Source organism: Niallia endozanthoxylica (genome assembly GCF_008710145.1).
Classification (GTDB): domain Bacteria; phylum Bacillota; class Bacilli; order Bacillales; family Cytobacillaceae; genus Bacillus_BD; species Bacillus_BD endozanthoxylica.
In genome coordinates, this window is sequence record NZ_VYKL01000037.1 from 58,601 (window position 1) to 71,885 (window position 13,285).

At 37.7% G+C, this 13,285-nt stretch carries 11 protein-coding genes; 10 read left to right on the forward strand and 1 reads right to left on the reverse strand.

Translation table 11 applies throughout. The annotated features are described in order from the left end of the window. The first annotated feature begins 31 nt into the window (after positions 1-31). The 8 genes from F4V44_RS21110 (at position 32) to iolG (F4V44_RS21145) (ending at position 9,978) form a co-directional block, all read left to right on the forward strand. Positions 32-1,627 carry a solute:sodium symporter family transporter gene (locus F4V44_RS21110; RefSeq protein ID WP_150441986.1) on the forward strand — a complete coding sequence of 532 codons (1,596 nt, stop codon included), beginning with the start codon at positions 32-34 and terminating at the stop codon, positions 1,625-1,627. A 37-nt stretch (positions 1,628-1,664) separates the two neighbouring features. Next, complete coding sequence (iolG, locus tag F4V44_RS21115) at positions 1,665-2,681, forward strand: inositol 2-dehydrogenase (RefSeq protein WP_150441987.1); 1,017 nt, start codon at positions 1,665-1,667, stop codon at positions 2,679-2,681. 86 nt (positions 2,682-2,767) lie between these two features. Then, positions 2,768-3,688: a sugar phosphate isomerase/epimerase family protein gene (locus F4V44_RS21120; protein ID WP_150441988.1), complete on the forward strand. Its 921-nt coding sequence runs from the start codon at positions 2,768-2,770 to the stop codon at positions 3,686-3,688. 441 nt (positions 3,689-4,129) lie between these two features. Then, on the forward strand, positions 4,130-5,149 hold the full coding sequence (iolG, locus tag F4V44_RS21125) for an inositol 2-dehydrogenase (RefSeq protein WP_150441989.1): 1,020 nt from the start codon (positions 4,130-4,132) through the stop codon (positions 5,147-5,149). A 94-nt stretch (positions 5,150-5,243) separates the two neighbouring features. Further along, positions 5,244-6,755, forward strand: coding sequence for a sugar ABC transporter ATP-binding protein (locus tag F4V44_RS21130; RefSeq protein ID WP_150441990.1), 1,512 nt, complete (start codon positions 5,244-5,246; stop codon positions 6,753-6,755). Between the two features lie 4 nt (positions 6,756-6,759). Then, entirely contained in the window at positions 6,760-7,752 is a 993-nt protein-coding gene (locus F4V44_RS21135) for an ABC transporter permease (RefSeq protein WP_150441991.1), read from the forward strand. A gap of 100 nt (positions 7,753-7,852) precedes the next feature. After that, a complete protein-coding gene (locus F4V44_RS21140) occupies positions 7,853-8,830 on the forward strand; it encodes a sugar ABC transporter substrate-binding protein (protein ID WP_150441992.1) in 978 nt (325 codons plus the stop codon). 128 nt (positions 8,831-8,958) lie between these two features. Next, positions 8,959-9,978, forward strand: a complete 1,020-nt coding sequence (gene iolG / locus F4V44_RS21145) for an inositol 2-dehydrogenase (RefSeq protein ID WP_150441993.1) — start codon at positions 8,959-8,961, stop codon at positions 9,976-9,978. 170 nt (positions 9,979-10,148) lie between these two features. On the opposite strand, the gene F4V44_RS21150 is transcribed toward iolG (F4V44_RS21145), so the two are convergent. After that, positions 10,149-10,979 carry an AraC family transcriptional regulator gene (locus tag F4V44_RS21150; protein ID WP_150441994.1) on the reverse strand — a complete coding sequence of 277 codons (831 nt, stop codon included), beginning with the start codon at positions 10,977-10,979 and terminating at the stop codon, positions 10,149-10,151. 177 nt (positions 10,980-11,156) lie between these two features. On the opposite strand from F4V44_RS21150, the gene F4V44_RS21155 reads away from it, so the two are divergent. Together F4V44_RS21155 and F4V44_RS21160 are read left to right on the forward strand one after the other, a co-directional pair. Then, positions 11,157-12,302, forward strand: coding sequence for a Gfo/Idh/MocA family protein (locus F4V44_RS21155; RefSeq protein ID WP_223881995.1), 1,146 nt, complete (start codon positions 11,157-11,159; stop codon positions 12,300-12,302). Beyond that, a complete protein-coding gene (locus F4V44_RS21160) occupies positions 12,299-13,192 on the forward strand; it encodes a sugar phosphate isomerase/epimerase family protein (RefSeq protein ID WP_150441996.1) in 894 nt (297 codons plus the stop codon). Before F4V44_RS21155 ends, F4V44_RS21160 begins: the two co-directional genes overlap by 4 nt. Positions 13,193-13,285: the final 93 nt, after the last annotated feature.

Consider the following 13,285-nt stretch of genomic DNA (forward strand, 5'->3'; position numbering starts at 1 on the left):
TTTGTTTACCTTCAAATCAGGAGGGGTTATATTGGGTGTATTTTCAGTGATTTCGTTTATTGTCATTATAGGATTAGTCTGGTTTTATGCTTTTAAGAGAAGCAGAGCCGTTGATAATTCTACAGCAGAGGGTTATTTCCTTGGTGGAAGAAGCTTAACCGGTATCACTATCGCCGGTACAATTATTATGACCAATTTGTCAACAGAGCAAATTGTCGGGCAGAATGGACAAAGTTTTGTAGGCGGTATGGAAGTTATGGCTTGGGAGGTAACAGCTGCGATTGCATGTGTGTTTTTAGCACTTGTTTTTCTTCCTAAGTATTTAAAATACGGTGTGAATACTGTATCAGATTTTATTGAAATCCGTTATGACACGACGACTAAAAGGATTGTTTCGGCCTTATTTATTTTTACTTATATGACTTCTTTCTTACCTGTTGTATTATATTCAGGTTCGTTAGTATTCAATAAAATATTTCATATTGATAAAATTTTGGGAATTAATTCGCTAGTAGCAGTTGGGCTTATATCTGCTGTGATTGGTATTGTAGGTCTCTTATATTTATTAATCGGCGGATTATCCTTAAGTGCTTTTAGTGACACTATTTATGGAGTTGGTTTGCTTGTCGGAGGCCTTTCCATTCCGATTATTGGTCTTACGATACTTGGAGACGGCAGCTTTTTCAGTGGTATGGAAACAATTAAAGATCAAACACCGCATTTATTAAATGCTATTGGAGAAGTGGATTCAAAGATTGTTCCATGGCCAACTCTTTTTATGGGGATGTTATTCAATAATCTCTTCTTTTGGTGTACAAACCAAATGATTGTACAAAAAACGCTGGCTGGAAAAAGTCTTAAGGAAGGGCAAAAAGGAGCTCTATATGTAGGGTTCTTTAAAATTTTTGGCGCTTTATTCCTTGTGTTCCCTGGAATCATTTCCTTTAATATGTTTGGTGACACACTTGCAACAACGGATGATGCCTATCCATCTTTAGTTACGGCTGTATTACCTGAATGGGCATTCGGAATTTTCGGAGCAGTTATTTTCGGTGCAATCTTAAGTTCATTTGTAGGAGCACTAAATGCAACAGCTACATTGTTTACACTGGATTTCTACAAACCGATTATTAAAAAAGATGCTACAGACAGTCAGGTAGCAAGAGCAGGAAAATTCGTTACGATTTTAGTAGGTTTTATATCCGTTCTAATCGCTCCGTTTATTTCTTTTGCACCGGCAGGTCTATATGCAGTGGTACAAGAGTTTAACGGGGTGTACAGCATGCCGTTACTGGCACTTGTTTTACTTGGTTTCTATTCAAAACATGTGACACCGCTGGCGGCAAAAGCTACTTTTGTTTTCCATATTGTTATTTATGGGCTATCCAAAGTCTTTTTAGCGGACATTCATTATCTATATGTATTAGGGTTCTTATTCTTAGCAGATGTTCTTGTTATGTGGTTAATCGGAAAGATAAAACCATTGGATACTCCATTTGAGTTCCAAGAAAATATTAATAAGGTTGATTTAACACCATGGAAACATAGAAAGTGGGTATCCGCACTAGTCATTATCGTGATGGTTGGTATGTATATCCTGTTCTCTCCAATTGGTATTGCAGTTTAAACAAATTATTGCTTTTTTATGAAAGGAAGTATTAAATATGGCTGAATCTAAAATTGTAGTCGGCGTTATTGGAGCTGGCAGAATCGGTAAATTACACATTGATAATATGAAAAATATGAAAAATGTACGTCTAAAATCAGTTTCTGATGTATTTGCAGACCAGTTAGAAGATTGGTTTCAATCCTCTGGTGTAGAAAACATGACAAAAGATTATCATGAAATTATCAATGATCCGGGAATTGACGCTATCTTTATTTGTTCTCCGACTGATACCCATACTAGTATTATAAAAGAGGCAGCAAACAGCGGAAAACACATTTTCTGTGAAAAACCAATAAGCTTCTCCGATGAAGAAACAGTAGAGGCGTATGAAGTGGTAAGGAAGACAGGTGTAAAGTTTCAAATCGGCTTTAACAGAAGATATGACCGTAACTACAGCAAGGTAAGAACCTTGGTAGAAAAGGGGGAAATCGGTGATTTGCATGTATTAAAAATAACTTCTAGGGATCCTGAGCCTCCTTCATTGGATTATGTATCCCGTTCTGGAGGAATCTTTGTTGACATGGCCATTCATGACTTTGATATGGCACGTTTTATCACGGGTTCTGAAGTGGAAGAAGTGTATGTTCAAGGTGCTGCATTAGTTAATCCGAAAATTGCTGAACTAGGCGATATTGATACAGCGATTATTTCTTTGAAGTTTGCAAATGGAGCAATCGGTGTCATTGACAACAGCCGTCAAGCTGTCTATGGCTATGATCAACGTCTAGAAGCGTTTGGATCAAAGGGTTCAGCTAATGTAAAGAATGAAACGGAATCAAGAGTAGAAGTTTTTTCTAAAGATGGTGTGAAGGAAGATAATCCATTGCATTTCTTCTTAGAGAGATACAATGATGCATATATTCGTGAAGTAAAGGAATTCTTTGATGCAATTGAGAACGATTCCGAAGTTACATGTAATTTTGTAGACGGTATTATGGCGCAGAGAATTGCTATGGCTGCTAAAGAATCATTAGAAAGCGGACAGCCGGTAAAAGTAAAGAAATTATCGTAATTTGAAGTAATTAAGGGAGGGGGTCTAAAGATTTTTGACACCCTCCCTTTGTTATAAATATTTAATAGAGCAGGAGATGATTTTTGATGACAATTAGTATATCAGGAGCACCATGCTGCTGGGGCGTAGATGATCCAACAAATCCCCACCTTCCACCGTGGGAAAGAGTGTTAGGTGAAGCGTCACAGGCTGGGTATAAGGGCATTGAATTAGGGCCATATGGTTATATACCGTTGGATATTGAACGAGTACAAGAGGAACTTGTTAAAAATGACTTGACTATTATAGCTGGTACTATTTTTGATGATCTGCTTGCAGCTTCTAATATAGAAAAAGTACTAAAGAAAGTTGATGATATTTGCTCTTTAATAACAAAGCTGCCTTCAGCACCGCAAGCAGAGGCTCAAAAATTTCCAACTCCATACTTAACTGTTATGGATTGGGGACATGATGAACGTGATTATTATGCAGGTCATCCAGATAGAGCAGTAAGGTTATCTGATAAAGATTGGAAACAGATGATGGAACATATTCGTTTAATTTCTGAACGTGCAAAAACGTACGGGGTACGTGCCGTGGTTCATCCTCATGCAGGAGGATACATCGAGTATGAGGATGAAATCAATAAACTTTTAGAAGATATTCCGTATGAAACAGCTGGTCTTTGCCTTGATACAGGACATCTATATTATGCAAAAATGGACCCGGTTGAGTGGCTTCGAAAATGTGCTGACCGGTTAGATTATATTCATTTTAAAGATATTAATCTGGAAATTTATAATCGAGTCATGGAGGAGCGCATTCGCTTTTTCGATGCTTGTGCAAAAGGAGTTATGTGTCCAATTGGACAAGGGATTATTGACTATGAAGCGATTCATATGTTATTAAAGGAAATTAATTACCATGGATATATCACAATCGAACAAGAACGAGATCCTAGAAATTCAGATACAAGTTTACGAGATGTTAAGCAAAGTGTTGATTATTTAAAAAGTATTGGTTTTTGATCCAGGTATTCATTTTGTGTAAAGGGATAAAAGTCTATTTGTAACGTGTTAATAGTGTTTAATATAAATTTTTTTTAGATTAATAAAAAAATATTGACTGAAAACGCTTTTAAGATTATTATCTATTCATAGAGGTTATCAAAAGTTAACCAAAATGTAACATAAAAAATAGGTTATTAATTGACTTTATCGTTAAGTTATGATTATATTCGATTAATTTATTTGTACTTATGGATTTATAGTCAATTAATTAACCAAAAGAAGCCCAATCTAGTCTATGAGGTTTTTATCTGATTTTAGTTAACCAAATAAAAATGAATGTAAGTACTAGTTTGGCATTAAAATCAACAACAATGAAAACGTTTACTTCATAGAATTTTCAGACATTAGGAATGAGTTATTATTGCTTAATGCAAATAAAACAATAAAGAGGTGAAAGGTATGGCAAGGAAAGTCCGTACAGCTGTATTTGGACTTGGAAGACTTGGTTACTGGCACGCTGTAAATGTTACAAAAAATCGTCATGCTGAACTTGTTACTGTGTGTGATATGAGTTTAGAAACGGCAGAACGAGTAGCAAGAGAACTTGAAGTTCAGAGTTATACGAATAATCCAGAAGATGTTTTTCAAGATGAAACCATTGAAGCTGTCATTATTGCCACTCCAACGAGTACACATTTTGAATTGTTAAAAAGAGCATCAGAAACTGGCAAAGCTATTTTTGTAGAAAAACCTCTGACAACTGATTTAAACGATGCAAGAGAAATCCAGAAAATTGTACATACCAATCATACAATCTGCCAGGTTGGGTTTATGCGTCGATTTGATCCTGCTTATGCAGAAGCAAAAAGAAGAATTGCTGCTGGTGATATTGGGAACCCCATCTATTTCAGAGGTATTTCACGTGACCCGCAGGCACCGCATGAATCGTTTGTTGAGCAGAGCGGCGGAATATTTATTGATGTCTCCATTCATGATTTTGATATTGCCCGCTATCTCATGAACTCAGAAGTAACTTCCGTAAGTGCCCATGGCAATGTTTTAAAATATCCTTTTGTTAAGAAATATGATGATGTTGACCAAGCGCTTTCTTATATTGAATTTGCTTCAGGGGCTGCTGGGGATATAGAGGCAAGTCGAAATGCCTATTATGGATATGATATTCGTGCAGAAGTAATCGGGACAGAAGGATCAATCTTTATTGGCAACTTGAGGGAGCATGATATTCAAATTTTAACTAAGGCAGGAAATACTCACGATATTTTACCTGACTTCCCGGTTCGATTTAAAGATGCTTATACGATCGAACTTGAAGAGTTTTACAAAGTGGTGCTTGCAAAAGGAATACCTCAAATCACAGTGGATGATGGGGTAAAGGCATTAGAAATTGCTTATGCTGCTAGAAAATCGTATCAAAGGGGACAAAAAGTAAAATTGGAAATGCTTCAAAGTCTAGTATAAATTAGTTTGAAATTGCTCTATCTAATAGATTCTATGAATAAAAAAATATAAAAACTTCCCACTATTAAAGGGAGTAATAGAAAGGAGCCTGTTCATGGTCGCATCTTCAGGGAGTCTCCTAGAGTTAAAAGGGATTGTAAAAAGCTTTGGTCAAAACCACGTATTAAAAGGGATTGATCTTGAAGTCAAAGCTGGAGAAGTACATGTACTATTAGGGGAAAATGGTGCAGGAAAGTCTACCTTTATTAAAATTATAACTGGTGCCTATCAAAAGGATGCTGGAGAGGTTTACTGGAATGGACAAAAGGTTGATATTCAAAAACCATCTGATTCCATCGCGTTAGGAATTGCAACCATTTATCAGGAGCTAAATGTAATTCCAGAATTAAAGGTCTATGAAAATATCTTTCTTGGAAGAGAGCTAAAAAAGGGTGGGAAAATGTCCTTGCTCGACCATGACGCGATGAGAAAAGAAGCTGAACGCTGTTTAGGATTATTGGGGCAAAGTCCTGATTTAGCTGATAAGCCCGTTGGAGAGCTCGGTATCGGGCAACAGCAGCTTGTTGAAGTGGCGAAGGCGCTCGCATTAGATGCGAAACTAATTATCTTGGATGAACCAACGTCAAGTTTAAGTGCTCAAGAAGTAGAGCAGCTATATGACTGCGTGGAAACGTTAACATCAAAAGGGATTGCCATTGTATTTATTTCCCACCGTCTTGAAGAAATCAAACGAATGGGTGACCGATTAACGATTCTTCGTGATGGTTACAAAATTGAGACGATACCGGTTGCTACAACAGATCCTGATTACTGGATTGAGCTAATGGTTGGCCGGACATTGGATGAAAAGTTCCCGAAACAATCCTTTACACTTGGTGAAGTAGGTTTTAAAGTGGAAAATCTACTCGTAGAAGGGACAAAAGAACCAGTAAGCTTTTCAGTTCATTATGGTGAAATCGTAGGATTCTCGGGACTTGTTGGAGCAGGAAGAACAGAATTGGCCAGAGCTATTTTTGGCGCCGACGGTAAAAATAAGGATGCAAAAATATTTATCGAAGGAAAAGAGGTAAACATAAAATCGCCTCGTGACGCAATTGATGCTGGTATTGCTTTTATTACAGAAGACAGAAAAAGTGAAGGACTTCTGCTTGATCAGCCGGTCGATATGAACATTGCCCTCGCTAACATGAAGGGCTTTAGAAATAAGAGCAAACTGCTTAATTTAAAATCTATGCGTGTGAAAGCAGAAGATTACATTAAAGAGTTAAAGGTCCGTCCAAGCAGCATTGATTTACATGCGAGAAACTTCAGTGGAGGGAACCAGCAAAAAGTAGTTATTGCCAAATGGCTTTGTACACAAGCAAAAGTCTTTATCTTTGATGAACCGACAAGAGGAATAGACGTAGGAGCAAAAGTAGAGGTTTATCGTTTAATGAATCAGCTTGTTGAAAATGGTGCCATTGTGTTTATGATCTCTTCAGACCTTCCGGAAATACTCGGTATGTGTGACAGGGTATATGTAATGCATGAAGGAAAGATTACTGCAAATATACCAATTGAAGAGGCTTCGCAAGAAAGAATTATGAAAGCAGCTACAGGGGGTTGAGAAAATGAGTCAAGTTGCGGTAAATCCAGTAAATGAAACCGTCAAGGAAAAGAAAACAATAAAAAGTTATCTTGGTAAGTTTGCACCACTTTTAGCACTAGTTATTTTATGTATTGGCTTTGCGGTATTATCGGATAAATTCTTAACACTTGATAATATCACAAATATTTTCCGTCAATCATCGATTAATGCTTTATTGGCAGTTGGAATGCTTTTAGCCATCTTAACAGCGGGAATTGACTTATCTGTAGGTTCTATTCTAGCATTGTCCATTATGATTATGGGTCTTGTATCTGTCACTTGGAGTATGCACCCTATTCTGGGAATCCTTTCAGTACTTGTTGTTGGTGCAGGATTTGGATTCTTCAACGGAATTTTATTAACCAAATTACGTTTGCCGCATCCGTTCATTTCAACTATGGGTACACAATTCATTGCGCGTGGTTTAGCCTTAATCGTTACAGCAGCAGCACCTATCGCAGGCTTTCCGTACATGATTCAATTTTTAGGCAGTGAGTTTATCGGACCAATGCCGGTCAGCTTCTTGCTTGTTATTGTTGTATATGTAATCATGCATATTTTCTTAACTAGAACCCAAACAGGTCGTTATATTTATGCAATCGGTGGAAATCCGGAAGCGGCTCGCCTTTCTGGTATTAACGTAGACCGCGTTTTAGTAATCGTATACACAATCAGCGGCTTAATGGCTGGACTTGCAGGTTTAGTAATGGTAGGACGTGTTAACTCAGCGTTTCCTCTTGCTGGACTTCAATATGAAACAGATGCGATTGCAGCAGTTATTATCGGCGGTGCTAGCTTTATGGGTGGTGTCGGTACAGTATCAGGTACATTAATCGGAGCAATGACAATCGCCGTTCTTCGTAACGGATTGAATCTATTGAATGTTTCAGCTGATTCCCAGCTAGCAATCATCGGTATGGTTATTATCGGAGCTGTGTTTGTAGATGTACTTCGTAACCGTAAAAAGAAAAAATAATAGATAGAAACTAGGTTACTAGAAAAAGAGTTTTATAGCAGTATCAAGTTAGGGTTCTATTAAAATAATTATACAAACTATGATTACTGGGGGCATTAGTATGAATAAGAAGGTTAAATTATTTGGTATGGCAGTAGCACTTTCAAGTATGGTATTTGCAGCAGGCTGCGGAAATAGCAGTGAAGGGGCTAGTTCTGAAGCTAGTGGTGAAAAGGGCGGCGAGAGCGTAGCGGTTGTCTTAAAAACGTTGTCAAGTCCATATTGGAAGTATGTTGAAGCAGGAGCAAAAGCTGCAGGTGAAGAGCTTGGAGTAGATGTTACGGTTGTTGGACCATCTTCAGAAGCAGAGGTTATTCAACAGGTTAACATGCTTGAAGACCAAGTGAGTCAAGGACCTGGTGCAGTTGTCGTATCTCCTACACAGCCTGAAACCGTTGTACCTGTATTAGAAAAAGCAGCAAAGGATACGCCAGTTCTTCTTATTGATAGTGATGCAAATTTCGAAGGAAAAACAACCTTTATTGGAACAGAAAACTATTCTGCTGGTCAAGAAGGTGGAAAATTACTTGCTTCAATGCTTAAAAAGGGAGATAAAGTGGTATTAATTGCAGGTGCCCTTGGAAACCCTGCGACAGATACACGTATCAAAGGTGCTAAAGAGGCCCTTGAAGCAGCAGGTATGGAAGTTGTTGCAGAACAGCCTGCAGATAGTGATAAAGCGAAAGCAATGTCCGTTATGGAAAATATCCTGCAAAATAATAAAGATGTAAAGGGTGTTTTCGCCGCTAACGATGATATGGCAATTGGAGCATTACGTGCAATTGAAGCAAAAGGCTTAAAGGATGTTAAAGTAATGGGTGTTGACGGTACAATGGAAGCTGTTGAATCCATTCTTGACGGAAAACTAGCGGCATCTGTTGCACAAAGTCCATATAACATGGGCTATCAAGGCGTTGAAAATGCAGTTAAAGCCATGAATGGTGAAAAGATTGAAGAACGTATTGACAGTGGAATTGATTTAATTACAAAAGAAAATGCTAAAGAACAGTTAGACTTCTTAAAGAGTATTTCAAAATAATAAAGCAAATCAGTCAGGTGAAAGAAGGCTTGCAGTAGATGGAATAAATCCGCTGCAAGTCAGATTATGTAATAGGCAGAACTCTATTAATTTAACTAGTTAGCCGTAAGAACAGGAGGAATTGGTTGATGACAACATTGACTATCGGTATTATTGGAGCAGGTAGAATTGGAAGATTGCATGTAGATAATTTACGGTTAATCCCTCAGATTCGTATTAAGAGTATTTCAGATGTATTTGTAACAGATCAGCTAAAAGCATGGGCAGAAGAAAAACAAATTGAAGTAGTGACAACAGATTATCATGATCTTCTTAATGATTCAGAAATCCAAGCAATATTTATTTGTTCACCAACAACCACTCATGCAACGATTATTAAAGAAGCAGCTGAAGCTGGCAAGCACATTTTCTGCGAAAAGCCGGTTAGCTTCTCAGTAGAAGAAACAGAAGCAGCACTTGCTGTCGTTGAAAAAGCAGGAGTAAAGCTGCAAGTTGGCTTTAACCGCCGCTTTGATGCTAACTTCCGTAAAGTACATAACCTTGTTAAAGAGGGCGCGATTGGTACGCCGCATGTATTAAAAATTACATCTCGTGACCCGCAGCCGCCAGGTGTGGATTATATTAAATCATCAGGCGGATTATTCATGGATATGACCATTCATGACTTTGATATGGCACGTTATATTATGGGCAGTGAGGTCGTTGAGGTATCGGCGCATGGTGCAGTGCTCGTAGATCCGGCAATCGGCGAAGCTGGAGATATTGATACAGCTATCATTACTTTGAAGTTTGAAAACGGTGCTCTAGGTGTCATCGATAACAGCAGACAAGCTGTGTATGGTTACGATCAGCGCCTTGAGATATTTGGAGATAAAGGTACTGCGCAGGCTGATAATGTCCGCGAAACGACTGTTGAATTATCAACTGTTGAGCGTGTTGAAAAAGAAAAACCATTGTACTTCTTCCTTGAACGTTATACACAGGCTTATGTTGAGGAAGTAAATGAATTTATCTCTGTTTGCTTAAAGGATAGTGAGGTTAGCTGCAGTGGTTTTGATGGATTGCAAGCTGAACGTATTGCGAAGGCTGCGAAACAATCCCTTGAAACGGGTGTGCCAGTACAGCTTAAACCGTTAGTTAAAGCATAATAATAGAATATCACTTTTAAAAGTAAAAAAGATTGAGTTTCAGCTCAATCTTTTTTACTTTTTTTGTGTATTTCGAGTTTTTAAGAAATGATATTATTCTTTAATTGCATGGTGAAAAGCTTCTCTGATTTCGACTCCTTTGCAGAGTGATATTTTAGAAGGGAAATTGCTTAAAATTGTAGGTCTCTAAATTTTTTCGGAGATACATTTGTATGCTGCTTAAAGATTTTTATAAAATGGGGAACGCTGTTAAAACCGCAGGCAAAGGAAATTTCCTGAACTGATAAATTAGTATTATGTAAAAGCTTTTTTGCATTATTAATACGATAGCTGATTAGGTATTGATAAGGTGAACAATTCATGTGTTTCTTAAAGACCCGTGAAAAATGGAAAGGACTTAAATTAGCACATTTAGCTAAATCCGTTAAGGTTATTTGATCTTGATAGTGACTTTCAAGGTACTTGATAGCGCTCCTAATTGAATTGATATGGGTTTCCTCTGCATGCTTGGAAAGCTGCTTTAATTCATAGAGAATCTTATGAATCATAATGGATGCATCATCTTCATCTACATTGTCTTTTTCAGCCATGTCTAGAATACTAGACATGCAATCAGTAATCACAAAATTATTATAAATGGAATATACGCATCCACTGTTATGAAAGAGATAGTCAAAATAATCTTCACTTGCATTTCCTGAAAAGTGAAGCCAATCAAATATTGTATCTTCCTCTGCTTGATAGAGATGTGGTTTATTACAGTTCAGGAAGACAAATGAGTTTTCAGCAGCGATATATTCTTTATGATCATATTGAATCTTCATACTTCCTTTCCTAACATAGATAAACAGATAACTGTTCCAATTATCCCGCTCCACGATATATTCTTTTGTACAATAGAAGAACCCTGAGTAAATTAAGTGAAAGAGCGCTTTCTTAGCAAATTCACTTGGCATATGGAAAAACATCTTCGATTGTGGTAAAACTCCTTTTTCAATCATCGTGAAACCCCATCCTTTTCGTTCCTATTATGAAATTTTGAAGCAGGAATAGATTAATAGAATATAGAGCAAGAATATTATGTTTTTTGCCAATATTCAGTAATGACATTGTATCTATAGTTTAATACAATAAACCCATAGCAGCAATATTCATTAATTATTAAAGGAGAAATGATGATGGAAATTAGAATTGGACTTGTTGGCGCAGGATGGATGGGGAAGGCACATACTAATGCTTTTAATAATGCTTTAATGACTTTTGGTCCTGAAGCAGGGAAGCCTGTTTTTGAAGTAGTATCGGATGTTAGTGAACAGGCAGCAAAAAATGCGTGCGAGCAGCTTGGGTTTTCTAGATGGACAGCTGATTGGAAAGATGTGGTTCAGGATGAAAGAGTTGATATGGTTGATATCGCTACACCGAACGCATTCCATTACGAAGTAGCTAAAGCTGCGTTAGAAAACGGAAAGCATGTATATTGTGAGAAACCACTTACGCTTTCTGCGGAACAATCAATCGAACTTGCCGAACTTGCTAAGCAAAAAGGGGTTGTGAATTATGTAGGCTACAATAATGTCATGAATCCAGCTAACGCATATATTAAAGACCTTGTTCAATCAGGGAAACTCGGCCAAATTATTGGATTTTTCGGAACATATGCTCAGGATAGTCTGCTTGATCCAAGCCTGCCGATTACTTGGAGACATATTAATAAATTCTCAGGTTCAGGGGCTCTTGGCGATCTTGGTTCGCATCTATTGAGTGTTTCTCAGTATATTTTAGGGAATATTGAAAGCGTTAACGCCTTGTCTAAAACAGTAATCAAACAAAGACCGGTATCACCTGGATCTACTGAACTTGCAGATGTTGAAAATGATGATTTAATTGCTATTCTAGCAAACTATGAAAATGGTGCGACAGGTACCATTTCATCAAGCCGTATCGCTGCAGGAAGAAAAAATTATTTAACCTATGAAATCCAGGGTACGGAAGGAACGGTTCATTATTCATTAGAGCGTATGAATGAAGTAAATGTGTATTTTACGTCTGATAATAGTGCCGACAGAGGCTTCCGAACTGTATTTTTAAGTCCGGATCATAAGGGATACAGTGCATTTTATCCAGCGGCTGGAATTGCCATCGGTTATAACGATATGAAAGTAATTGAAGCACACGAATTACTTTCAGCTGTTACAAACAACACTCCATATATTTGTGACTTTGAATTTGGTGCTAACATTGATCAAACGGTGGATGCAATCTTGGAATCTGCTGCTAAACAAAATTGGGTTCAAGTAAAGAACAAAGGAGGCGTCACGGTATGAATATAAAAATCGGTACAGCGCCAGATTCATGGGGAGTATGGTTTCCTCAAAATGAAAAACAAACTCCATGGGAACGCTGCATGGATGAAATGGCACAATCCGGCTATGAAGGGATTGAGCTTGGACCTTGGGGCTACCTTCCTAATGACTACAATCAATTAAAAGAGGAACTTGATAAAAGAAACTTAAAACTTACGGCTACGACACTTGTCGGTGATCTTACTTCTGATGAAAAAACGTCCGAATTGATTGCGCTTCTCGATGAAATGGCAGGACTTCAGCTGCGATTTCCAACTGCAAAATATGCGGTATTGATTGATGACTGCTATACGGATCTTTTTACCGGTGAACAGATTCGACCTCAAGTATTAAATGATGTTGAATGGGACAAGTTCATTCAGAATATCAATCGAATTAAAAACCATGCGAAAGCTAAATATGGTCTTCAGGTGGTCTTTCATTCACATGCACAAAGTCATGTAGAGACGGAAGAAGAGATTGAAAGGTTGTTGCGTGATACAGATATAGACTTATGCCTGGATACAGGTCATCATGCGTATGCTGATGGAGACCCGGTAGCATTCATGCGCAAACATCATGCCCGTATTCCTTATCTCCATATTAAAAGCTGTGACCTACAGGTAAGAGAAAAAATGCAAAAAGAAGGATGGTCATTTGCTAAGGCGGTTAGTGAAGATGTGATGTGTGAACCTGAGCTGGGAGTAGTAGATATGGAGGCATTTTTTGAAGTACTGAACGACATTCAATATAATGGCTGGGCCATTGTTGAGCAGGATATGTATCCTGCACCATTTGATAAGCCGTTTCCAATTGCGAAAAGAACAAAAGAGTATTTGGATAAAATAGGTAAAAAGGCAGATATAAAATAAATTGATTGAATTTTCAATATTAAACTAAATTTGATGCTATCGTTCATTCGTGAGAAAAGGTCTTCTCACGAATGAACAAAAATCCATTGTAAG

Bases quoted from the DNA above. Each gene is read 5' to 3' on its own strand.
- F4V44_RS21135 (WP_150441991.1), top strand. From the start codon at position 6,760: ATGAGTCAAGTTGCGGTAAATCCAGTAAATGAAACCGTCAAGGAAAAG.
- F4V44_RS21160 (WP_150441996.1), top strand. From the start codon at position 12,299: ATGAATATAAAAATCGGTACAGCGCCAGATTCATGGGGAGTATGGTTT.
- F4V44_RS21150 (WP_150441994.1), bottom strand. From the start codon at position 10,979: ATGATTGAAAAAGGAGTTTTACCACAATCGAAGATGTTTTTCCATATG.
- F4V44_RS21120 (WP_150441988.1), top strand. From the start codon at position 2,768: ATGACAATTAGTATATCAGGAGCACCATGCTGCTGGGGCGTAGATGAT.
- iolG (WP_150441993.1), top strand. From the start codon at position 8,959: ATGACAACATTGACTATCGGTATTATTGGAGCAGGTAGAATTGGAAGA.
- F4V44_RS21155 (WP_223881995.1), top strand. From the start codon at position 11,157: ATGGAAATTAGAATTGGACTTGTTGGCGCAGGATGGATGGGGAAGGCA.
- iolG (WP_150441987.1), top strand. From the start codon at position 1,665: ATGGCTGAATCTAAAATTGTAGTCGGCGTTATTGGAGCTGGCAGAATC.
- F4V44_RS21130 (WP_150441990.1), top strand. From the start codon at position 5,244: ATGGTCGCATCTTCAGGGAGTCTCCTAGAGTTAAAAGGGATTGTAAAA.
- F4V44_RS21140 (WP_150441992.1), top strand. From the start codon at position 7,853: ATGAATAAGAAGGTTAAATTATTTGGTATGGCAGTAGCACTTTCAAGT.
- iolG (WP_150441989.1), top strand. From the start codon at position 4,130: ATGGCAAGGAAAGTCCGTACAGCTGTATTTGGACTTGGAAGACTTGGT.